Below are 23,008 nucleotides of genomic sequence, written 5' to 3' on the forward strand. Positions count from 1 at the left end.
TTGTACGTAGCAAAATATGTTAACAAGACTACAATAAGGTGGAATTAGAATTATGCAAAAGAAATTGGGAGAGAGAGAGTTAAATTTACCACAATATTATAATAATAGAGAGCTCAGTTGGTTAGATTTTAATTATCGCGTATTACAAGAAGCTGAAGATAAAAACAATCCTTTATTGGAACAATTAAAATTTATTTCTATATTTAGCTCTAACTTGGATGAATTCTTTATGGTGCGTGTGGCCGGATTACAAGATCAAGTTAAAATGGGCTATGATAAACCTGAGAATAAAGCGCAACTCACACCTAAAGAACAACTTGAGCAAATAAAAATTAAAAACAAAAAATATGTAGATTTACAGTATGCACGTTATAACGAATTAGTAGAACTGTTAAAACAACATCGTGTGGAAGTAACAAAACCTGAATCTTTACCAGAGTCTTTATTACCACAGTTAGAACGTGAATTTAAAACAGGTATCTTACCTACATTAACACCATTAGGTATCGATGCTTATCATCCTTTCCCAAAATTAAACAATAAAAGCTTGAATATATTTGTAGATATTGATACCGATGATGCAATTAATTCGGCTATTGTACAAATACCATCATTAATTCCAAGATTTTATACATTAAATCAAGGTCAAACTCAATACGTTGTAATGTTAGAAGATATTATCACTTATTATATTAATGAATTATTCACTGGGTATGAAGTGTTAAATACCTTCACCTTTAGAATTACACGTAATGCCGATCTAACCATCCATGAAGATGGTGCCGAAGATTTGTTAATTGAAATAGAACGCTTCTTAAAAGAGCGTAAACGCGGAACAGCAGTACGTTTAGAGATAGACGGAAGACAAGCAACTTATGAAGACGTTGTTTGGATTATCAATCAGTTGGAAGTTCATGATAATGATGTCTATTTTGTAGACGGTCCATTAGATTTAACACTGCTTTTCGATCTTGTAGACCATTTATCTAATAGTTTAAAACATTTAACATATAATAAATATCTACCACAACCACCTCAATCTTTGGGTAATGAAGACATTTTTGATTTATCATTAAAACGTGATATTTTCTTTCATCATCCCTATGAATCCTTTGAACCAATTGTAGATTTCATTCGTGATGCTGCAAATGATCCGAACACGATTGCTATTAAACAAACATTATATCGTGTAAGTAAAGATTCACCAATCATTAATAGTTTGAAAACAGCTGCAGAAAATGGTAAACAAGTAACTGTGCTCGTTGAATTAAAAGCACGTTTTGATGAAGAAAATAATGTTCACTGGGCAAGAATGTTAGAAGATGCAGGCTGTCATGTTATTTATGGTATGACATATTTGAAAACGCATAGTAAAATTTCGCTTGTGGTCAAACGCAACAATAACAAACTCACATCTTTTGTACATTTAGGTACTGGAAACTACAACGATAAAACAGCTAAGCTCTATACAGATATGGGCATTATCACAACAAATCAAGAAATAGCAGAAGATGCTATTAACTTCTTTAACTACCTCAGTGGATATACATTGAAACCAGAATATAATAAACTCATTGTAGCTCCATACGACATACGTGATGTATTCTTAGCTCGAATAGACAAAGAAATCAAATCACATCGTGAAAACGGTAATGGAAAAATTATGATGAAGATGAATTCATTAACAGATAAAGATATTATTCTTAAATTATTTGAAGCTTCTCGTGCTGGTGTCAAAGTTAAATTAATTATTCGCGGTATTTGTTGTTTAAAACCAGGCATCCCAGATGTCAGCGATAATATTGAAGTAGTAAGTATCGTTGGTCGTTTCCTTGAACACTCTCGTATCTATTATTTCCATAATAACGGTGATGAAAAAATTTACCTCTCTTCAGCGGATGCAATGACACGTAATATGATTAAGCGTGTAGAAATATTGTTCCCTGTCGAAGATAAAAACATTGCTAAACGCTTATTAGATTATATGAATTTACAATTGTCAGATAATCAAAAAGGTCGATATCAAGACGAACAAGGTTATTATCATTATATTCATAATAATTTATCACCATTAAATTCACAGGCTTATTTAATGAAAGAAGCGATGACATTTGGCCAAAAATTAAAAGAAGCTTCTACCCTGCCACAAGAAGTTCCTATACAACATAAAAATCGATGGTTTTCTAAACTAAAAGATACGTTTAAACGATGATAAAGAACCACTTCCCAACTTGTTGGGTTAGTGGTTCTTATGCATGAGCTAAAGCTCAGGTAATCCTTATTCCCACTTCCCAACTTGTTGGGTTAGTGGTTCTTATGCTTTCGAACGGTAGAGAGAAAGTAAACTTTTTCACTTCCCAACTTGTTGGGTTAGTGGTTCTTATGCTTTCGAACAGCAGAGAGAAAGTAAACTTTTTCACTTCCCAACTTGTTGGGTTAGTGGTTCTTATGCATGAGCTAAAGCTCAGGTAATCCTTATTGCGAAATCATCTTTATCGGTTTCGTATGATATCCTCTTATTAAATAATAAAAAATTCATCTCATTCTAAACTTATAGCATTTTGAAATATCAGTTATATAACATCTTATGTATCTAATTTTGCTATAATAAACACTAAATACTATTAACTTTATGAGGTGGTCACTTATGATAAATGTTGAAAAATTAAAAAGTAACTTTCCTTTAGTCAATGACATGCAACAATATAAACCGATATTTTGGAAAAATCCACATTTTCGTAATGATGAAACATTCCCTTTTTCATTAGATGATATAGAAGATGCTGCAGCAAGGTTAGAACGTTTTAGCAGTTATATACGTAATGTTTTTCCTAAAACTGAAAAAGACCATGGTCTGATTGAATCCCCACTAAAAGCAATCCCTTTTATGCAACAAGCATTAGTTGACTCTGAGCACCTTGAGCAAAGTGGTAAATTATGGCTTAAATGCGATAGTCATCTTGCTATTTCAGGCTCTATAAAGGCAAGAGGTGGTATATATGAAGTTTTAAAACTAGCTGAATCTATCGCTATAAAGGAATGTGGTTTAAAATATACAGATGATTATAAAATTTTATCCGAATCAAAATATAAAGCGTGCTTTCGTAAATATACTGTTGCTGTCGGTTCAACTGGTAACCTAGGTTTAAGTATTGGCATCATAAGTGCACAATTAGGCTTTCAAGTTATTGTACATATGTCTAGTGATGCGCGCCAATGGAAAAAGGACTTACTTCGGTCACGCGGTGTGAAAGTTGTTGAACACCAATCTGATTATCAATATGCAGTTGCTGAAGGACGGAAGGCTGCAGAAAACGACCCTACTTGTCATTTCATAGACGATGAAGGGTCTGCTGATCTTTTCTTAGGTTATACAGTTGCTGGTTTACGGTTAAAAACACAACTTAGCAATGAAGGTATACAAGTAGATGCACAACATCCCCTTTTTGTTTATCTGCCTTGTGGTGTTGGTGGAGGTCCAGGTGGTGTTGCCTTTGGATTAAATCAAGTATTTGGCGATCATGTGTATTGTCTTTTTGCTGAACCTACACATGCACCATGCATGACATTAGGAATGATGACACAACTGCACAACCAAATAGCTGTAACAGATATTGGATTAGACGGCCGTACTGATGCAGATGGTCTTGCTGTTGCCAGACCTTCAAAACTCGTTGGTCATATAATGAATTCATTATTATATGGTGCTTTTACTGTGGAAGATCAACAAATGTACCGATATTTATATTTGCTTAGTCAAAAGGAACGTATATTTGTCGAACCCTCTGCAGCATCAGGGTTTGCAGGTTTAAAAGCAGTGTTGAAACATACCGACAAAACTCATTTTAATTTATCTAATGCCAATCATATTGTATGGGCAACTGGCGGTAATATGGTACCTAAGGAAGAAATGTTAAAATATGTGGCTCAAGGCAAACAATCATAAACGTCAACGATTTAGAAACATACCTGACAACAAACATTTAACTTTAAGTATACACCCCACTTTATGTTTTGCTCGATACCTTATCTAAAAAACGCATATATAATAATCTTGCTTCTTTTTCAATGATGGCATTAGGCTTGGTTAAAATTTATAATAAATATAATGTGTTCGAAGTGGTATCGTCACACTTACTTTCACTCTAAAACCTAAAACAATATTTTAGGTTTTATTTTTTATATAAATATAGATAAAAGCGTCTAAAGTCACGTTGCCAAGAATATTTTCTGAATATTTATTGAATTCTAAAATCAACTGTGTTAAAGTATGTTTTATCAATTCACTTTAGTTCGGTAGAGAAACAAAGCATTTAATAAAGGATGGTCATTATACTATGGATACGAAAGCACTTATTAATAACAAAGAATATGAATTATCATTTTTAAAACATTTTCAACAAGCGGATTTTAAACTTGTTGATTTTAGTTTTATAGAATCATTATCCTGGCAATCACTTACGCCTGATGATTTACAACAAATGACAGAGCGTAGCTTTTGGCAACATGACCATCATATTTTTGCTTTGCGCAATGATTTCACTGACCAATTATTGCGTTACTACAGTAATTATCAACCTGAACAACAACGTTTAGCTTATAGTGGTCCAATCGTCAGAAATAATGAAGTTTACACTCAATTAGGTATAGAACATTACAACCCAACTGTTACAGATATGCAAAACGATTTTAAAACGTTTTATAACTTTATTAAATATACATTGAATGATGATATCGACTTTGTCATTTTAGGACATTATCAATTAATCGATTTATTATTAGCAGCTAGCGAACAAAGCCAAACGATATTGAATCTTATACAAGAACGGAATATTTCAGAGTTAACTGCACAGTTAGGTCTTGCGCATCCTGTGGTACAGTTGCTCACTACAAAAACAACGGAACAACTTGATTTACTAACACAACTATTTCCGCATGACCATCGCACCATCCAGTCTTTACATCGGTGGGAACAATGGTTTAAATCACAAAATATTACTGAAATTCATCTTGATATAACCCCTAGACCACCACGTTCTTATTACAAAGGATCATTCATGAAATGTCATTTAAAAAATAATAAAACTCAGCGTCTCACTGGTGGGTTTTATAAAGGGAAATTAGAAGGCTTTGGACTAGGTTTTATACTATAAACAAGGAGTGAAAATCATGCTTACTGTCGCATTGGCAAAAGGTAGATTACTTAAAAGTTTTATAAAGTATTTAAATGAAATAAGAGAAACTGAAATAGCATATGCACTTGAACAAAGAGAGCGTCAATTACTTATAACAGTTAATGATATACAATTTATTTTAGTCAAGGGTAGTGATGTACCGATATATGTTGAACAAGGCGTTGCAGATATTGGCATCGTCGGCAGCGATATTTTAGAAGAAGGTAATTATTTTATTAACAACTTACTGGAATTACCTTTTGGCGAATGTCACTTTTCACTTGCTGCTAAACCAGAAGCTTATCAATTTAAAAAAGTAGCTACTTCATATACCCAAACAGCACGTCAATATTTTGAAGCGCAAGGTTTAGATGTTGAGCTTGTAAAACTATCAGGTTCAATTGAATTGGCATGTTTGGTAGATATGGTAGATGGCATTGTTGATATTGTTCAAACTGGTACTACTTTAAAGTCAAATGGCTTAGTTGAAAAAGAAAAGATTAAAAACATCAATGCTAAACTCATTACAAATAAGGCATCATATTTTAAAAAATCAACTGAAATTGATGATTTAATTAAAACTTTGGAGGTGACGCTCATTGATTACAAATAAAGAAACATTTATGAATAACTACCTGAACCAATCTGAACTAAACGAAGATTTATATCCAATCGTAAAAGAAATTTGTGATCAAGTGAAATTTCGAGGGGACGACGCCTTAAAGGAATACAATCTAAAACTAGACAAAGTAGAAACATCACAATTATCAGTTTCTAAGGAAGACTTATTTACTGCTTATCAACGCATTGACTCATCTATACGGGAAGCTCTTGAACAAAGTCATGACAGAATTAAGGCATATCAAATGTCTATTAAACAAGAGCATCAGCAGGATAATTCAGAATGTTACGAATTATATCACCCGTTAGAGCGTGTCGGTGTCTATGTCCCAGGTGGTAAAGCTAGCTATCCCTCCACCGTGTTAATGACTGTAACACTTGCTAAAGTTGCTGGTGTTAAAAATATCGTCGTCGTTACTCCACCACAAATTGAAGGTATACCTGATATTGTACTTGCTGCCTGTTATATTGCTGGTGTTGATCAAGTTTACCAAGTTGGTGGCGCACAAAGTATTGCTGCTCTTGCGTATGGTACTGAGACAATTCCTAAAGTGGATAAAATAGTTGGACCTGGAAATCAATATGTTGCCTATGCCAAAAAATATTTATATGGGCAAGTTGGCATTGATCAGATTGCTGGTCCAAGTGAAATTGCACTAATCATTGATCGATCGGCTGACATAAATGCCATTACTTATGATGTATTTGCTCAAGCAGAACATGATGAACTCGCTAGAACATTTGTCATCAGTGAAGATAAAGACTTATTACAACAATTAGAAAATAATATTCAAAAAACTCTAAGACAAATCAAACGGCAACCTATTGTTGAAGCCAGTTTAAAACACAATCACTTCTTAATTTCAGTAGAAAACTTTACTGAAGCTTGCGATTTGATGAATCAAATTGCACCGGAACATGCATCTATACAAACACAATGTCCACATGACTATATCAACCATGTGAAATATGTAGGTGCACTCTTCTTAGGACATTATTCTCCAGAAGTTATCGGAGATTATGTTGCTGGCCCAAGCCATGTACTACCTACAAATCAGACTGCTCGTTTTACCAATGGTCTATCTGTGAATGATTTCTTAACGAGACATTCTGTCATAGATTTATCACAACAAACATTTAAAAACATTGAACAATCCGCACGTAAATTAGCACATATTGAACACTTGTATAATCACGAACAATCCATAGAAATTCGAACAACAAAGGAGCCACACAATGATTAGAATTAATAAAAATGAAAGTCCACTTAAACCATTATCTAATGGACAACTTGCAACAATTATTCAACAGGCAGCATTTAACTTTTATCCTGATGATGAGTATGAGCGCTTCAAACGAGCTTATGCAGCTTTTCATAATATTTCTCCTGATCAAGTCATAGCAGGTAATGGTTCTGATGAGCTCATTCAAAAATTAATGTTAATCATGCCAGAAGGACCGGCATTGACCTTAGATCCTGACTTTTTCATGTATCAAGCTTATGCCAACCAGGTAGCTCGACCTATTGAATTTGTACCAGCAAATTCAGATTTAACATTTGATTTAGAAATGATTTTAAAACGAATTGATGAAGTACAGCCTGCATTCTTTATTATGAGTAATCCACATAATCCATCTGGCTTACAATATAGTACGACATTTTTAATGGCTATTGCAGATAAGATGCAAACATTGGGGGGTTACTTTATCATTGATGAAGCTTACTTAGATTTTGGTGAAACTTATGATATTAAGATGCAACCTCATGTTATTCAAATGCGTACGCTCTCGAAAGCGTTTGGTATCGCTGGCTTAAGACTAGGTGTGCTCATCGGTACTAATGATACCATCAAACTCATCCAAAGCATTGAGCATCCGTATCCTTTGAATACAATTACGCTTCATATCGCGATTTATATGTTTGAAAATCAAACAATGACTCGCGCGTTTATAAAGCAACAACGACAGCTTGCCCGCAAATTAAAAGATATGTTTCATGAACTTGTTGCCGATGTCATGGTAGTCTTCCCTTCTGCTACAAATTTCGTATTAACCAAAGGAGAAGCTGCGCAAAGTTTAGGTGCTTATATTAAAGACAATGGATTCCTTCCAAGATTATACGATGAACCAGAAATGTCTGAATATGTACGATACTCTATTGCTACAGATGAACAATTAGATCAATTATTTATACTTATTAAAAATTGGAGGTCGCAATATGATACTAAATAAAACACGTAATACAGCAGAAACACAATTAAGCATTTCTCTGGCTGATGACCACCGTGAAAGTAATATTCATACAGGCGTTGGGTTTTTGGATCATATGTTGACACTCTTTACTTTTCACAGCCAATTATCCTTATCTATAGAAGCAAATGGAGATATTCAAGTCGATGATCATCATGTGACGGAAGATATTGGTATTGTCCTTGGACAGTTACTGTTATCGATGGTAAAGGAACGTAAATATTTTCAACGTTACGGGGTTAGTTACATACCCATGGATGAAACACTTGCGCGTACAGTCGTAGATATTAGTGGACGACCTTATTTATCTTTTAATGCTCAATTCAGTAAGGAAAAAGTAGGTACATTTGATACTGAACTCGTTGAGGAATTTTTCAGAGCACTTGTTATCAACTCACGTCTAACAACGCATATTGACTTAATTCGCGGTGGAAACACACACCATGAAATAGAAAGTATATTTAAATCTTTTGCTCGTGCACTTAAAGATGCATTAGTCTCAAATGACGCTAATATCACTCCTTCTTCTAAGGGTGTGATTGAATGATTGCAGTGATTGACTATGGTTTAGGAAATATTAAAAACATACAACGTGCGCTTAATCGTTTAGGTTTTAATGCAATTTTAACAGATCGTGTAGAGGATATTGAGGCAGCAGATACCCTTATATTACCTGGTGTAGGTCATTTTAAAGATGCTATGCAAGCGATTGAAAAACGGGGATTAAAGTCTATTTTACAAAATATATCACATAAACCAATCATAGGTATTTGTCTAGGTATGCAATTGCTTTATGAACACAGCGCAGAAGGTGATGTAGAAGGATTACAACTTTTCCCAGGAAATATCATACCTATTCAAACACCTTATCCGGTACCGCATTTAGGGTGGAATAATTTAATCAGCAATTATACAACATTAACGCAAGATGTATATTTTGTACATTCCTATCAAGCTGAAATGTCAGATCATGTTGTTGCTTATGCAGACTATGGCACGTTGATTCCTGCAATTGTTCAATATAAAAATTTTATAGGTATCCAATTCCATCCTGAAAAAAGTGGTGAAGATGGTTTAGCGATACTTAATCAAGCTCTGAAAGGTGGTTTCTTATAATGATCAATATTTGGCCAGCTATTGATTTAATTAATGCAACAAGTGTGAGACTGACTGAAGGAAAATATGATTCAGAAGAAAAAATGACGCGCAGTGCCGAAGATAGCGTCGTTTTTTATGACAAGTTCGACTGTGTAGATCGTATTCATATTGTAGATTTAATCGGTGCCAAGCAGCAAACATCTATTGAACAGGACTACATCAAACAATTAAGAAGCCTGACCAATAAACCTATGGAAGTTGGTGGCGGTATACGTAGTTATGAAACAATCAAAGCTTATTTTGCTGACGGTATAGACTATTGTATTATTGGGACAAAAGGCATTCAAGATACTGAATGGTTAGCCAAAATGTCTCATCAATATCCGTACAAACTCTATCTATCAGTAGATGCATATCAGCGCGAAATAAAAATAAACGGCTGGGAACAAGATGCACATCTAGACTTATTCGATTTGGTTCAGCAAATCGAATCGCTACCATTGGGAGGTATCATCTATACGGATATTTCTAAAGATGGTCGAATGGCTGGCCCAAACTTTGAAATAACAGCACAGCTTGTCAAAGCAACACAAAAACCTGTCATTGCTTCTGGGGGTATTCGTCATCAACAAGACTTAGAACAATTAGAAAAATTTGGTGTTCATGCAGCAATTGTTGGTAAAGCTGCACACAACCCTGCATTTTGGGAGGGATTATCATGATTAAAAAAAGAATTATCCCCTGCCTAGATGTGAAAGATGGCCGCGTTGTCAAAGGCATACAATTTAAAGGGCTACGTGACCTTGGAAATCCTGTGGATTATGCACTTTATTACAACGAGCAAGGTGCAGATGAATTAGTCTTTTTAGATATCTCTCGAACTGAAGCAGGCCATGGACTTATGTTAGATGTTATTGAAGAAACTGCTGAAAAACTATTCATTCCACTTACAGTAGGAGGCGGCATTTCCACAATTGATGACATTTCCCAGTTGCTAAATCATGGTGCTGACAAGGTATCTCTAAACTCTAGCGCACTAAAGCACCCTGCTTTTATCCAAGAAGCCAGTGAAAAATTTGGAAGCCAATGTATTTGTATCGCTATAGATAGTAACTTTGATACAGAGTTAAATGATTATTTTTGCTATACACATGGCGGAAAAAAACGTACAGATAAACGTGTCTATGACTGGGTTCAAGAAGTGGAGGCGCTTGGCGCTGGCGAATTATTAATAACGAGCATGACTCACGATGGAATGAAACAAGGCTTTGATGTTAACCATTTACATGAGATTGAACAACTTGTGCACATCCCTATTATTGCTTCTGGTGGTGGCGGCAATCCAAAGCATTTTGTAGATTTATTCAAACAAACAAATGTCTCGGCAGGATTAGCTGCTAGCATACTGCATGACAAAGAAACCACAGTAAATGAAATTAAACAATCAATGGCTCAAGGAGGTATTCCAATAAGATGACACAACAACCTGATTTTAGTAAAGGGCTTATTCCTGCCATACTACAAGATGTTCAGACAAAACAAGTGCTTATGCTTGGTTATATGAATGAAGATGCATACAACAAAACGTTAGCTGAGGGGAAGGTTTGTTTTTATTCACGTTCTAAAGACCGCTTATGGACCAAAGGAGAAACTTCTGGTCACACCCAAGTCGTTCAAAATGTACACCTAGACTGTGATCAAGACACCTTATTGATAGATGTAATTCCCAATGGACCAACTTGTCATACTGGGAGCCAGAGTTGTTTCAATACGACGGTTCCTTTCTATGTACAACAGCTCGAAGACACTGTATCTTCAAGCGCTAACTCTAATAAAGAAAATTCATACACACAATATTTATTGAATGAAGGTTTAGAAAAAATCACGAAGAAGTTTGGTGAAGAAGCTTTTGAAGTTGTAATCGGTGCTATGAAATCTAATCAAGAGGAAGTAACAAATGAAACTGCTGATTTAATGTATCATCTTTTTGTACTTTTACATGCATTGAACATCAAATTTGAAGATATTGAGAAAACTTTGTCAAAACGTCATCAAGTTTCCAATAACTTTAAAGGAGAAAGATCAGATATAAAAAATTGGTAAATTCGATTTACTGATTGCTTCATGATTTTTCATAATCAGTTAATTTCACTCATATATACTCATATATCAAACTATAGGCTAAAACAGATCATAACTGTTTTAGCCTATAGTTTTGAATTTATTAATTTTTTATACAAATAACACCATCAAATCTTCATCATAATACCGTTTGCCATCATAAAGTGCCTTTGGTTCAGTGCCATATTTCTGAAATCCTAATTTTTCATATAATTTAATAGCACTTTGGTTTTCCGTAAGAACCGATAAACCTATAGTTTTAACCACACCTTGTTCAGTGACAATATCTATCATTTTTTGAATTAGTTGTTAAGTAAATCCTTGTGTTCTATATTGTGGATCACAATATACACCGACTAAATTACCTCTGTGCATCACTTTTTCTAATATTTCTCGATTAAAAGTTGCATAACCGATTAATTTTCCATCGTCAAATACACCCATTGTAAAATGTCTTTCGTTCGACCCTATCCTCTCTTCAAAACGTTCAATTGGTAAATGAAGCTCACGTTGATAAGTTGAAGCAAAACCTGTAGGATCAGTTTGTAGAGACTGTAAGCGCAATGAGCGATATGCTTCTACATCGCTTTTCTTAAGACATCTAAACTCCATGCTCTACCTACTTTCACATTATATTATCACTTTACTATTAACTGACTCAACGTCGTAACATTAAAAATATATATTAGACTGGTCTGACAGTAATTTCATTTACATTTACATGTGAAGGTTGTTGTAATGCATAAACTACCGCTTCAGCAATATCTTTGGGTTCTAGCTTTTTACGTTCTCCCCAATCTGTCTGGCCACTTAAAGGCGTATCTACCATACCTGGCGATATGCTTGTCACTCGAACGCCAGTTTTAGCCAGCTCTTTTTCCAATCCTTGCGTAATCGTGTGCACTGCAGCTTTCGTTGCACTATATATTGTACTCATTTTCGTCACTTCAAAACCTGAGATAGAAGCAATGTTAATAATATGGCCACTAGATTGAGCTAAAAATGTTGGTATAACTGCATTAATGCCATATAGTGTCCCTTTCACATTTGTATCAATCATTGATTCCCAAGCCTTTACATTACCGTCCGTTACAGCAGAAGACATCATTTGACCCGCACTATTTACAAGTATATCCAAGCGACCGAATTGTTCTTTTGCATATGCTATTAAACGTTCAACTTCTTGTTGCTGTGTCACATCCACTATTAAATATTCAACCTGTGCATGATGTTCGTTTGAACGAATACGATTCACAACATCTTTCAGCTTTGTTTCATTACGACCAGTTAATAGTAATTGTATACCGTGACTTGATAGCACCTCTGCTATGCTAGCACCAATGCCACTACTAGCACCAGTGATGATTGCAACTTTGTTCTCTAATTTAACCATCAAATCTTCCTTTCATCAAACGTATTTTATATTTTATACCCTGTCCTCAAAGATTGTACCATGTGCCCTCCCCCTTGAAACAATGAGTTAGCTCATAAGCATGTGTACTTGTCATATATACTAAATCATTATAAAGTGGGTATATCATACATAACTCACTTATCTTTAAATAAATTAGGAGGATGATCCATGAACTTCACTGAAAGAATAAAAGAACTAAGAAATAATATTGATAGTACAAGTTTCGACTTTCGTTTTGAACAATTGTTTAATGAAGAAGAGTGGCTTGGACTATCGCTTAACCAGCGCCAGCAATATGAACGTGAATTCAGAAAATATGTCAACCAAAGTAATGTATTGCGTATTTCATATGCTTCACAAGATCACATTCGCATGCGTATGTATAACTCTATTTATAACTATAATGAAATCAAACATAACTTTAAATCTTATGTTTAATCAGGATGAGAAAAGCCTACGTTACTGGATGAACAGTAACATAGGCTTTTCCACTTTGTAAGGGCTCTAAATAAATCATGAAAGGTGATACTAGGGAGAATAATATTCATGAAGTTTTACACACAAGATACGATAAAGTATATGTGTATAAACTTCAATGCTACTAGATGAATACAGTGTATTAATTACTTACTAGTAGCTTTTTTTCTAATCCATAGTTGTATAATTTTTCTGCATCAATATAAGCTATATAATCAATACTTCTGTATCCATCTTTAATGTCATTAATAATGCCTTGATTCACACCAGTATGTGTGTATATATCATAACTGCTTTCATTTGAAAAAATGACTTCTTCAATTACTTTTCTCATTTAATAATCACTCCGTATTTTTTCTTTCGTTAGGCATTGTTATCTTCTACACCCTTATCATAATCGATAACGTTAAGAATTTAAAGTGTTTTGTGATTAATTTCACAAAATAATCACTTTTAGTCCTTTTTAATATATTTCACACATTTTTAAATTGACAAATTGTTTAATTTTAAAAAATGATTGATTTTAAAAATACGCATCATAGGTTAACGATAAAATTCCATTTATAGTACTTATTTCGTTAATATTGCGCTTAATCACGAAGCGTTAGTTATACCATTAGATAAATTGCTGTCATATTGTAGCTAATCATTTAGCTCAAACGCACTGAATTTAATTTTTCTACAAATGCATGTGTTTGATGAATAATCATATCTAAGTGGTTTTTTTGTGTCCCTTTAGTTAATGCATTACCAATACCGATAGCATAGGCACCACTTTTGTACCACTGCTCCATATTTTCTAATGACATGCCACCATAAGGTATCATATGTATATTGGGGAAGATTTCACGAATGTTTTTCAAAAAAGGTACACCTAATATATTTGCAGGATACAACTTAATCACTGGTACTTCATACTGTATCGCTTTAGTTACTTCATCTTTCGAACCACATCTTGGCATGTAAGGTGTTTGGTATACATTACAAATATGCGCTATTTGAACGTCTAAATGCGACGTTGCTATATAGCGAGCACCATTTATAATCGCTACACGTGCGGTTACAACATTTTGAACTGAACCTGCACCAATGATAATTGATTTACCAAATTTTTGGGTTAACGCTTTTATGGCCAATTCTGCATAGGGCGTGTTAGATGTTATTTCAATATTTTTCATACCACCCTCAATCATTTTTTCACTTTTCAATATAGCATCATCACAAGTAGATCCCTTAACTACTCCTACCAAGTAGTTTCGGTGTAATTTTTCCAAAGTCAGCAATTTATCCATTAGCGTCTGTCCTTTCCAATCCATTTTATTTCATTGTAATTTTTATCTAATTTTCGTCAATCGATGACTACGTAACCCTTTCATAGTAAGATTCATTATATTTTGTTAACAATTTGACCAATCATTAGTATCTATGTAGCATATTGATGTTTTATTTACAAAATGGATGCCATAGATGAGATACATCAAAAATAAAATGTACGCACCTTTGATCACGTACTTCACTTAAATAGCCAATATTTTTATTAATAAAATAACTATTTTAGTAATAAAATGACATAAAACACCTACTTTGTGATTATACTCACAAAGTTATACGAAATGCGCTAGTTTTTTTCTATTATGAATGCTAACTTTAATAGTATAAAGAAAGCGCTTTATTATATCATTGAATTTTGCTTACAATAGTATTTTAAAAGTAAGGCAATGGTATATGATAAAGCACATATTTTAACTTGAGAGGAACAGATTAAATGATTGATTCTTTATCACATTACAAACCTAGGTTTAAAAAATTAATTTGCGTTGATTCTGACGGATGTGCCATCGATTCTATGACTATCAAGCATGAGCGGGCATTTGGTCCAGCTATTGTTGAAGAATGGCATTTAGAAAATATAGAGTCCAAACTATTAAAGCGCTGGAATGATATAAATTTATATGAAATCACTAGAGGTATTAATCGCTTTAAAGGGTTAGAACGCATGTTAAGTGAACTTGTTGAACAAGGGATTCATATTGAGGGCTACGAGCATATTAAGCAGTGGGTGCAAACAACAGATGCTTTCTCTAATCCAGCACTCGAAAAAGCTATATCAAACAATCCGCAACAAAATGGATTACAAAAAGCATTATCATGGTCTCACCGTGTTAATGCAATTATCAAAACCTTACCAAGTATTGGACCATTTAAAAACGTACAAACGTCTCTACAAAATGCTTCAACTTTTGCCGATATCGCAATTGTGTCATCAGCAAATTTAGCGGCAGTAGAATATGAGTGGGAAACATACAAATTAACAGACTATTTAAGTGGCATGTTTGCACAAGAAGCAGGTACAAAAGAGCACTGTTTAGCGCACTTAAAACAATATTACAACTTAGAAGACATCATCATGTTAGGAGATGCCAAAGGAGACTTAGAAGCAGCAGAATCTCATGGTATGTACTTTTATCCAATACTAGCAGGTCATGAAGATCAATCGTGGCTAGACTTTAACAATAAATATTTAAAATTGTTTAAAGATGGTCATTTCAACCAATACACACATGACACTTTAAAACAAATATTTTTTAATAATTTTGAAGGAGAGAACTAACACTATGGTTAAAGTAGATTTGACAGCATCACCCTATCATTTAAATGACAATCAAATAGCATGGGTAGAAGAAACACTTGGTACATTAACAGACGAAGAAAAAATTGGTCAATTATTTTTTAACTTATTTTCTTTAGAAGGTGGCAAAAAATTTTTTGACGCAGACTTAACTAATAAAGATATACTTGAACGTTATCACATTGGTGGCGCTCGATATGAAGGTGGAAACAAAGAAGAAGTTCAAAACTTACTCAATGATTTACAAAGGCATACGAAAGTTCCAGTGCTTGTAGCAGCAAACTGTGATTCAGGAGGAAATGGTGCATGTAAAGATGGTACATATATCGCAAGTGCTGCTCAATGTGAAGCTGCCCAAGATACAAAAGTTTCATATAATGCTGGTCTCGTTTCAGCACGTGAATCCTCAGCACTTGGTGTACACATTAATTTCGATCCCTGTGTAGACATACTTAAGAATTGGCGCAATACAATCGTTAATACACGTGCATATGGCACAGATGCTGAAACAGTTATTAAATATTCAAGTGCATTTATTGACGGCTTTAATGCTGAACGCGATATGATTACATGTATCAAACACTTCCCTGGAGACGGTACTGAAGAGCGTGACCAGCACTTGGTGCTTGGAGTAAATGAACTATCTACCGAGGAATGGGACGACAGCTTCCGAAAAGTTTATCAACATCACATTGATCGCGGTGTACAGATGATAATGGCAGGACATATTGCACAACCTGCTTATTCAAAAAAATTAAATCCAAGTCTCGAAGATAAAGACATTTTACCTGCAACTCTTTCTTCTGAACTCATTACTGATTTACTAAAAGATGATATGAAATTTAATGGTTTAGTCGTTACTGATGCTAGCCATATGTTAGGTATGACTGCTTCTATGCGTCGTGAAGATTATGTTCCATTAGCCATTGCAGCTGGTTGTGATATGTTCTTGTTCTTCAATGATTTGGAAGAAGATTACCAATTTATGCTCAATGGTTATAAAAACGGGGTCATCACAGAAGAGAGATTAAATGATGCCGTAAGACGTATCTTAGGTTTAAAAGCACAACTCAATCTTCACATGAAACAAGAAGACGGTTCAATCATTCAACCTCAAGAAGCATTAGATATTATCGGTTGTACAGAACATTTAGAAATGCGCGCAGAAGCAGCTGATTTAGGCATAACACTTGTAAAAAACACTTTAAATCAATTACCTATCCGACCTGAAACACATAAAAATATTATGCTTTATGTGATCGAAGGCGAAAAAGATGGCATCTATAAATCAGCGAATAACGTCACAGATGATATTATAAAAGAACTCGAATCTCGTGGATTTAATGTGACATTAAATGATGGTTCAACACGTATTAAAGGAAAAACATTAGAATATCGTGAAAAAGTAGACGCTGCGTTAGTATTTGCAAATATTATCGGCTATGCTGCTGAAAATAACTATCGCATTAAATGGGGTACAGCCATGAGCAATGAAATACCGTGGTATGTACATGAAGTACCAACCGTGTTTATTTCTACCAATTTCACGACTCACTTGCATGATGCAACAATGGTTAAAGCTTATATAAACGCTTATCATTCCAACAGAGAAAATATTAAACAAACCATTGATAAGATTATGGGAGAAAGTGAATTTAAAGGTCAATATAATGACTTAGTATGGACAGAAAAATGGCAAGCAAAATTATAAAAAAGCGAGTTATAATATCATGCTTAGGGTATAATACCTATACTTAAATTAAGGACTAATCTCTCAGATTAAGATGAGATTAGTCCTTTTTATATTGAAATGCTTTCGTATAGGTATGGATAGCTTTAGCTAGAGTAAGTTTGTTCGAGCTGTATGCATTCACTTATATCATTATCTACTGCGTCAACACAGTGCCCTTTCGTCTCCTTTTATAACGATCATAAAGCTAAACAACTAATTTATACTAAAACGCACTAAGCATACAAAGTATATTTTATTATATATAATGCCGCTAAATCATATTATTCAATTTGATACCCCCTTTTCTATAAAACCAAAATAACCCTAAAGCTTGTTATAGGCTTCAGGGTGAATATACTTATAATTGTATTTAGTTGATTATGATTTATAGCCAAAGTTAGGTATGTTTTCCCAACGTTTCTTGAAATAATGTGCAACTGCTTTAGGGCGACGTTCACGCGTGAATATTCCTTTTTTGTTTCCTTGGACACGGATAATATCTGCAGATGTTTCAAAATCTGCAAAATTCCATGTATGTTCACCAATAAATTGTGGATATTGATCAATGACTTCATGATTTGCTTCATAATAACGAATTTGGTACTCTTCCGTAAATAATTCATCATTTAGTGAATGTAATCCTGCTACTGTGTCCGCACCATATTCTGTAAACATAATTGGCTTATGCGGTTGTTTTTCACTCCAACCATCTAACTCAGTTCTTAAAGCTTCTTTAGCAGCTTCCAAGTCGCCTGTTTGTGTATACCATCCGTAATATCTGTTCAGACATAATACATCTACTAAATCTTGAACTTGGCAATTATCCGGCTGTGACATTAAAATGGTTACGATTGTTACAGGTCTGTTTTGTGGATCGCAAGAACGTGCTAAGTTGACCAAGGGCTCAAAATATTCTTTTGCGCCTTCTTCAGTTGAAGCTGGTTCATTAGCTATTGACCACATTACTACACATGCATGGTTTTTATCTCTATCAATCAAATCTTTGATAACAGATTCGTGTGCTTTTTTCGTTCCAATTTCTTTAAATGTATCTCTTGTAGACACACCATATAATACAGTGCTAAAGTTTAAATGCACGCCGACAGCAGTTGTTTCATCTATGACAACAATACCTTGTTCATCTGCCAATCGCATCATTTCTTCAGAATAAGGATAGTGTGACGTTCTAAATGAGTTACCGCCAATCCATTTAATCAGATTGAAATCCATAACGTTTGTTACTTCATTTAATCCTCGGCCATTATAATAGGTATCTTCATGCTTACCAAATCCTTTAAAATAAAACGGTTGATCATTGATTAAAAATTGCCCCTGTTTTACTTCCACAGATCGTATACCAAAACGCTCAGCATAGCTATCTACAGCTTGGTTATTATCTACTAACGTTACTTCTAAATGATATAAGTAAGCATTCAAAGGTTGCCATAAATGCGGCTGTTCAACCTTGATAGAACCCTGTGCACCAGTCGTTTCTGCTACAACCTTTCCCGCTTCATCTATCAATTTAATTAAGATATCATCCACTGGTTCATTGATGGAAACATTATAATTTATTTCTGCCACATCATTTTTAACTTCTGGAACAATTTCAATATCTTTTATAAATGTTTGTGGTGTTGTATAAATTTTAACGGGTCTATGCAAACCAGCATAATTGAAAAAGTCAAAATTAGGTTTATTTCTTTTAATCAAATTACCATCTTTGTCTGTGGTTTCGCTATAATTACCAACAGGTAAAGTCGTTTCGTCTAATATATTATTTACACAAACCGTTAAACGATGTTTTCCTGTAGAGAATTTTTGATTTAATTCCACTTCAAATGGTAGAAATCCTCCTTGATGTGATGTGACTTCTTGACCATCGATATAAACAGTTGCTTTATGTGTAGCTGAACCAAATCTCAACACAATACGTTCATCTGATAGTACATTAGGTATCGTAAACATTCTTTCATACCAAACGTTTCCTACATGATTACGTATGTTTGCAGTCACGCCTTGATCATTATATGAACCAGGTACTGCCATAACTAAATCAGTGTCCAAAGGTTTCGTTACATCTATTTGATCATAGTTCTCTTCTAATTTAAACTGCCAAACACCATTTAAGTCTATGATACTTCTCTGTTCATTTGTTACTGGATATAGCATATAAATGCTCCTCTCATAAAATTAAATACAAAATAGTTATAATTCCTCTCTAAGTGCTAGTTCTTTAACAATTTGTTTATGTTTCTGATCTGTTAATGGGTATGCAATGAAGAAAAGTATCACTGCAACTAAACAAATGACCGCGGGTACCACAAAGAATAATATTTTTAAACCGAATATTGTATCAGGCGTTTGTGCCGCATTAGGTACATAACCAATAATTGTTAATGCCATACCTGGTATAAAACCTGCTAAGCCTTGTGAAATTTTTCTAGTAAAACTATAACTTGCATAAATAATACCTTCAGATCTAAGTCCTGATTGCCATTGTCCGTATTCTACAACATCAGCTATAAACGCCCATGTCACCGTATTTGGAATAACTAAGAATAATTGTGCAATCGTGTTAAATATTAAGAAAAGTACAATTTGCTCTGAAAATAACGAAAAGTTCACAATTTGGAAAATAATAAAACCACTTACGCCTATGACTGCTGTCATTTTTTTACCTACTTTTTTACTTAAGAAAGTAGTTAGGAATAATGCTGGTATTAAAACAATAAAATTCAATGTACTTACAATTCCTATTAAATTATCAAAACCAAGTACATTTTTGTAATAATATAGTTGCGCACCTTGTTGTAAAAATAAAGCAGTAATCGTTAGCAATGTATAAATTGCTAAAATTATAAATGGTCTATTTTTCAGTAAATTAAAAAACGCTTTACGCCCTAAACCTTTTACTTGCGGACGTTCAATTGTATGACGCTCTTTAACCCCCTTATAACACAACATATGTAGTGTCACACCTGCAATTGCAAGTATTCCTACTGCAATCGGATAACCAATCGCATGATTCGGAAATAGACTTACTAACGGAATAATAACAATGCCTGAAATAAACATGGCACCTTGTGACCCTAAATTACGAAACACTGATAATTGTGTTCGGTCATCCGCATTAATCGTCATTGAGGCAGACAATGAACCATAAGGTATATTCACGACAGAATAAGCAGCATTGAATAGTAAATATGTTCCAAATGCCCATATAATTTTACCTGTTTCACTGATATCAGGAGAAATAAAAGTTAAAACAGTCAATATTGCTAAAGGAACGCTCCCATATAAAATAAATGGTCTAAATTTTCCTCGTTTTGAAAAATTCTTCTGATTATCGACAAGAGTTCCTACACCCGTGTCTACAAATGCATCGAAAAATTTAGCAACTAAAAATACGAGACCACCAACGGCAGACGGAATTCCCAAAATATCTGTATAAAAAAGCAATAAATAAATTTGCCCCATATCAAACATTAATCCGTTACCTAAATCCCCAAATCCATAAGCTAGTTTTTCTTTGAATTTTAATTTCGGTGATTCAATTTCGTTAAATTTTTTCAATTTCTTATTTGCCGGTTTTAATCTGGCTGTAACCATAAGGATTACCTCTTTCCACTATCGAAACAACATTTGTGCACCTCATCTTTGCAGTTTCATAGTCTGTTTTATTGAATGTGGCCATCAATCATAACTTTCCCCATAGAATTGAAAGCGTTTTCTTACGTACATAAAAATTTTTAACCCTCTAGAATAGATTCGCTTATTATTTTCACGTGCATACACCCTTAACACTTTTTGATAGAGCTCTTACTTTTATTATATTTTTATAATGACAACAGTCAATAAAAAATAACAACGTTGTTAAAATTGTGTCTTACTTATCCATCTATGCTATTTTTTTTCAACTATTGCTAAAGTCTGTAATAACGCCAATCCAAATTGATACTATACTTTATTACATACAATTGCGCGGAAAATATTAAATTAGCTCTAAGTTTAATGTGAATTGGTGCTATTTTAATTATTTTCAGAGATAATTATGATTTTTTTGATATTTTCCTAATTTTTTTTACAATTTTTTTATTGAATATTTAATTTTCTGATTTTTCATTATATCTGCTAATAAAATTCTTTATGTTCTGTCCGATATTTCAATGGTGTCTTGCCATATTGCTTTTTAAAACATTGTGCGAAATAACTTTGTTCCTTAAAACCAACATATTTTGCCACTTCGGCAACAGTCATTTTTGTCCGCGCTATTAAGTCACGCCCTTTTTTTATTCTTAGTGCTGTAATAAATTGTGATAAAGATTGATGACATTCCTGATTAAAAATTCTTGATAGATAACTAGGTGCCAAATTTACATAATTCGCTAATTCTTCTAAAGTTAAATTACTATCTAAGTTTCTTTCAATATATTGAATCACTTTACTTACTTTAGGGCTAAAGGCATTCGCTTTAATTTTCATAGCCCTTTCTGCATATTCCTTAACAATTGTATACGTTAATTCTTCTAATACTTCTACATCCAATGTCCGATCAATCATTGCAGCATATCGAGCGGATATTTCATCGATGTGTATAAGACTTACACCCGCTTTTTCACCAGCTTTACGGCATAAAGTATTGATCAAATATGCTTTATATTGTTCATTTGATAAATCATCCTTCACTCGTCGTAAACCAGTCACAGACAAACTCATCTTTTTTAAAATCGTTAATGCTTCTTCGACATTTCCGTTTTCTACTGCAGTCAACAATTGATTTTCTAAATTATATCTATATTCTATTTCTTGTAATGTGTAATCACTTTGAAGCTTAGAATCAGCTAAAAATGTTTCATTTGCATGAAAACTGAAGTCAATTTCTACCGTTTCGTAGACAATATTTCTTTTCTTCAAAAAACGAATTGCTAAACGACACATTTTTTGCGCTTTAACATGATGACATATTGGTATTTTAAGTAGATATTGTTTCAGTGTAGGCAGCTTAGAAATTTTAATATTTAAATTTAGTAACATTTCATTACATTGGCGCTCATTGGGTCTTTTATCCATATAAGGCCCAATAATATATATTTTTCTATATTTTTTAAATTTAAAAATCAAAAAGCTTACATTAAAACTATTTTTATAGTGATAAATTTTATTACTTTGCATATGCACAATAAAATGTTTTAACTCATTTCTATATTGTTTTTTGGTAGTATTCATAAAGGGTGTCTTAATATGGTTACTAATTGCCTTTATGTTGTCCATATCATAACCTTCTAACTGAATACCCAACAATTGTATAGCATGCATTTGCAATATTTCTAGCGTTTCATTTTTCATAAAAAACACCCCATTCCTTATATTTTTATTATATCTAAATATTAAGGAATAGAGTATCAAATGAATAAAAAATATTTAATTTATTTTTAGAATTTTATATATTTAGGCATGTAAGGCTATTGATCACTCTGTGTCTATTGTTT

20 protein-coding genes and 1 pseudogene are annotated in these 23,008 nt (G+C 33.6%); 14 read left to right on the forward strand and 7 right to left on the reverse strand.

Going from position 1 to position 23,008, the window contains the following annotated elements; genetic code table 11:
• The first annotated feature begins 52 nt into the window (after positions 1 to 52).
• The 11 genes from CD150_RS00745 to hisIE all read left to right on the forward strand — a co-directional run bounded on the left by CD150_RS00745 (position 53) and on the right by hisIE (position 11,246).
• On the forward strand, positions 53 to 2,212 hold the full coding sequence (locus CD150_RS00745) for an RNA degradosome polyphosphate kinase (protein ID WP_073344114.1): 2,160 nt from the start codon (positions 53 to 55) through the stop codon (positions 2,210 to 2,212).
• Positions 2,213 to 2,647: 435 nt separating this feature from the next.
• Positions 2,648 to 3,946, forward strand: a complete 1,299-nt coding sequence (gene dsdA / locus CD150_RS00750; RefSeq protein WP_103161246.1) for a D-serine ammonia-lyase — start codon at positions 2,648 to 2,650, stop codon at positions 3,944 to 3,946.
• Between the two features lie 391 nt (positions 3,947 to 4,337).
• Positions 4,338 to 5,153, forward strand: coding sequence for an ATP phosphoribosyltransferase regulatory subunit (locus CD150_RS00755; protein WP_073344120.1), 816 nt, complete (start codon positions 4,338 to 4,340; stop codon positions 5,151 to 5,153).
• Positions 5,154 to 5,169: 16 nt separating this feature from the next.
• Positions 5,170 to 5,787, forward strand: coding sequence for an ATP phosphoribosyltransferase (hisG, locus tag CD150_RS00760; RefSeq protein WP_103161247.1), 618 nt, complete (start codon positions 5,170 to 5,172; stop codon positions 5,785 to 5,787).
• Positions 5,777 to 7,039, forward strand: a complete 1,263-nt coding sequence (hisD, locus tag CD150_RS00765) for a histidinol dehydrogenase (RefSeq protein WP_046206976.1) — start codon at positions 5,777 to 5,779, stop codon at positions 7,037 to 7,039. The genes hisG and hisD overlap by 11 nt, the downstream gene beginning before the upstream one ends.
• A complete protein-coding gene (locus tag CD150_RS00770) occupies positions 7,032 to 8,027 on the forward strand; it encodes a pyridoxal phosphate-dependent aminotransferase (protein WP_103161248.1) in 996 nt (331 codons plus the stop codon). The genes hisD and CD150_RS00770 overlap by 8 nt, the downstream gene beginning before the upstream one ends.
• Entirely contained in the window at positions 8,014 to 8,592 is a 579-nt protein-coding gene (gene hisB / locus CD150_RS00775; protein ID WP_073344128.1) for an imidazoleglycerol-phosphate dehydratase HisB, read from the forward strand. Before CD150_RS00770 ends, hisB begins: the two co-directional genes overlap by 14 nt.
• Positions 8,589 to 9,161: an imidazole glycerol phosphate synthase subunit HisH gene (gene hisH / locus CD150_RS00780; protein ID WP_019470090.1), complete on the forward strand. Its 573-nt coding sequence runs from the start codon at positions 8,589 to 8,591 to the stop codon at positions 9,159 to 9,161. Before hisB ends, hisH begins: the two co-directional genes overlap by 4 nt.
• Positions 9,161 to 9,865, forward strand: coding sequence for a 1-(5-phosphoribosyl)-5-((5-phosphoribosylamino)methylideneamino)imidazole-4-carboxamide isomerase (gene hisA / locus CD150_RS00785; protein WP_019470089.1), 705 nt, complete (start codon positions 9,161 to 9,163; stop codon positions 9,863 to 9,865). The genes hisH and hisA overlap by 1 nt, the downstream gene beginning before the upstream one ends.
• Positions 9,862 to 10,620: an imidazole glycerol phosphate synthase subunit HisF gene (gene hisF, locus CD150_RS00790; RefSeq protein ID WP_103161249.1), complete on the forward strand. Its 759-nt coding sequence runs from the start codon at positions 9,862 to 9,864 to the stop codon at positions 10,618 to 10,620. Before hisA ends, hisF begins: the two co-directional genes overlap by 4 nt.
• Positions 10,617 to 11,246, forward strand: coding sequence for a bifunctional phosphoribosyl-AMP cyclohydrolase/phosphoribosyl-ATP diphosphatase HisIE (hisIE, locus tag CD150_RS00795; RefSeq protein ID WP_019470087.1), 630 nt, complete (start codon positions 10,617 to 10,619; stop codon positions 11,244 to 11,246). Before hisF ends, hisIE begins: the two co-directional genes overlap by 4 nt.
• Positions 11,247 to 11,375: 129 nt before the next feature.
• Here the strand turns inward: hisIE and CD150_RS13895 are convergent.
• Together CD150_RS13895 and CD150_RS00805 are read right to left on the reverse strand one after the other, a co-directional pair.
• Positions 11,376 to 11,876 (reverse strand): annotated as a pseudogene (locus tag CD150_RS13895) (GNAT family N-acetyltransferase).
• Between the two features lie 73 nt (positions 11,877 to 11,949).
• Positions 11,950 to 12,657, reverse strand: coding sequence for an SDR family oxidoreductase (locus CD150_RS00805; protein WP_019470085.1), 708 nt, complete (start codon positions 12,655 to 12,657; stop codon positions 11,950 to 11,952).
• A 189-nt stretch (positions 12,658 to 12,846) separates the two neighbouring features.
• Between CD150_RS00805 and CD150_RS00810 the strand changes: the two genes are divergently transcribed.
• Positions 12,847 to 13,116: a DUF1413 domain-containing protein gene (locus tag CD150_RS00810; protein ID WP_046206798.1), complete on the forward strand. Its 270-nt coding sequence runs from the start codon at positions 12,847 to 12,849 to the stop codon at positions 13,114 to 13,116.
• Between the two features lie 181 nt (positions 13,117 to 13,297).
• On the opposite strand, the gene CD150_RS00815 is transcribed toward CD150_RS00810, so the two are convergent.
• Both CD150_RS00815 and CD150_RS00820 read right to left on the reverse strand, forming a co-directional pair.
• Positions 13,298 to 13,489, reverse strand: a complete 192-nt coding sequence (locus CD150_RS00815) for a hypothetical protein (RefSeq protein ID WP_019470083.1) — start codon at positions 13,487 to 13,489, stop codon at positions 13,298 to 13,300.
• Between the two features lie 316 nt (positions 13,490 to 13,805).
• A complete protein-coding gene (locus tag CD150_RS00820) occupies positions 13,806 to 14,447 on the reverse strand; it encodes a beta/alpha barrel domain-containing protein (protein ID WP_169926871.1) in 642 nt (213 codons plus the stop codon).
• A 473-nt stretch (positions 14,448 to 14,920) separates the two neighbouring features.
• Between CD150_RS00820 and CD150_RS00825 the strand changes: the two genes are divergently transcribed.
• Together CD150_RS00825 and CD150_RS00830 are read left to right on the forward strand one after the other, a co-directional pair.
• The gene (locus CD150_RS00825) at positions 14,921 to 15,766 is read left to right on the forward strand and encodes an HAD hydrolase-like protein (protein WP_073344137.1); all 846 of its coding nucleotides are present in this window, start codon (positions 14,921 to 14,923) and stop codon (positions 15,764 to 15,766) included.
• Between the two features lie 4 nt (positions 15,767 to 15,770).
• On the forward strand, positions 15,771 to 17,495 hold the full coding sequence (locus CD150_RS00830; RefSeq protein WP_064209287.1) for a glycoside hydrolase family 3 protein: 1,725 nt from the start codon (positions 15,771 to 15,773) through the stop codon (positions 17,493 to 17,495).
• A gap of 399 nt (positions 17,496 to 17,894) precedes the next feature.
• On the opposite strand, the gene uidA is transcribed toward CD150_RS00830, so the two are convergent.
• The 3 genes from uidA to CD150_RS00845 form a co-directional block, all read right to left on the reverse strand.
• Complete coding sequence (gene uidA, locus CD150_RS00835) at positions 17,895 to 19,688, reverse strand: beta-glucuronidase (RefSeq protein ID WP_073344144.1); 1,794 nt, start codon at positions 19,686 to 19,688, stop codon at positions 17,895 to 17,897.
• Between the two features lie 36 nt (positions 19,689 to 19,724).
• Positions 19,725 to 21,128, reverse strand: a complete 1,404-nt coding sequence (locus CD150_RS00840) for an MFS transporter (RefSeq protein WP_046206794.1) — start codon at positions 21,126 to 21,128, stop codon at positions 19,725 to 19,727.
• Between the two features lie 522 nt (positions 21,129 to 21,650).
• Complete coding sequence (locus tag CD150_RS00845; RefSeq protein ID WP_073344147.1) at positions 21,651 to 22,865, reverse strand: helix-turn-helix domain-containing protein; 1,215 nt, start codon at positions 22,863 to 22,865, stop codon at positions 21,651 to 21,653.
• Positions 22,866 to 23,008: the final 143 nt, after the last annotated feature.

Origin of the sequence: Staphylococcus ureilyticus (assembly GCF_002902235.1) — a bacterium.
Classification (GTDB): Bacteria; Bacillota; Bacilli; order Staphylococcales; family Staphylococcaceae; genus Staphylococcus; species Staphylococcus ureilyticus.

Excerpts from the sequence above, each read along its gene's own strand:
- CD150_RS00745 (WP_073344114.1), top strand. The coding sequence starts at position 53 with ATGCAAAAGAAATTGGGAGAGAGAGAGTTAAATTTACCACAATATTAT.
- dsdA (WP_103161246.1), top strand. The coding sequence starts at position 2,648 with ATGATAAATGTTGAAAAATTAAAAAGTAACTTTCCTTTAGTCAATGAC.
- CD150_RS00755 (WP_073344120.1), top strand. The coding sequence starts at position 4,338 with ATGGATACGAAAGCACTTATTAATAACAAAGAATATGAATTATCATTT.
- hisG (WP_103161247.1), top strand. The coding sequence starts at position 5,170 with ATGCTTACTGTCGCATTGGCAAAAGGTAGATTACTTAAAAGTTTTATA.
- CD150_RS00770 (WP_103161248.1), top strand. The coding sequence starts at position 7,032 with ATGATTAGAATTAATAAAAATGAAAGTCCACTTAAACCATTATCTAAT.
- hisB (WP_073344128.1), top strand. The coding sequence starts at position 8,014 with ATGATACTAAATAAAACACGTAATACAGCAGAAACACAATTAAGCATT.
- hisH (WP_019470090.1), top strand. The coding sequence starts at position 8,589 with ATGATTGCAGTGATTGACTATGGTTTAGGAAATATTAAAAACATACAA.
- hisA (WP_019470089.1), top strand. The coding sequence starts at position 9,161 with ATGATCAATATTTGGCCAGCTATTGATTTAATTAATGCAACAAGTGTG.
- hisF (WP_103161249.1), top strand. The coding sequence starts at position 9,862 with ATGATTAAAAAAAGAATTATCCCCTGCCTAGATGTGAAAGATGGCCGC.
- hisIE (WP_019470087.1), top strand. The coding sequence starts at position 10,617 with ATGACACAACAACCTGATTTTAGTAAAGGGCTTATTCCTGCCATACTA.
- CD150_RS00805 (WP_019470085.1), bottom strand. The coding sequence starts at position 12,657 with ATGGTTAAATTAGAGAACAAAGTTGCAATCATCACTGGTGCTAGTAGT.
- CD150_RS00810 (WP_046206798.1), top strand. The coding sequence starts at position 12,847 with ATGAACTTCACTGAAAGAATAAAAGAACTAAGAAATAATATTGATAGT.
- CD150_RS00815 (WP_019470083.1), bottom strand. The coding sequence starts at position 13,489 with ATGAGAAAAGTAATTGAAGAAGTCATTTTTTCAAATGAAAGCAGTTAT.
- CD150_RS00820 (WP_169926871.1), bottom strand. The coding sequence starts at position 14,447 with ATGGATAAATTGCTGACTTTGGAAAAATTACACCGAAACTACTTGGTA.
- CD150_RS00825 (WP_073344137.1), top strand. The coding sequence starts at position 14,921 with ATGATTGATTCTTTATCACATTACAAACCTAGGTTTAAAAAATTAATT.
- CD150_RS00830 (WP_064209287.1), top strand. The coding sequence starts at position 15,771 with ATGGTTAAAGTAGATTTGACAGCATCACCCTATCATTTAAATGACAAT.
- uidA (WP_073344144.1), bottom strand. The coding sequence starts at position 19,688 with ATGCTATATCCAGTAACAAATGAACAGAGAAGTATCATAGACTTAAAT.
- CD150_RS00840 (WP_046206794.1), bottom strand. The coding sequence starts at position 21,128 with ATGGTTACAGCCAGATTAAAACCGGCAAATAAGAAATTGAAAAAATTT.
- CD150_RS00845 (WP_073344147.1), bottom strand. The coding sequence starts at position 22,865 with ATGAAAAATGAAACGCTAGAAATATTGCAAATGCATGCTATACAATTG.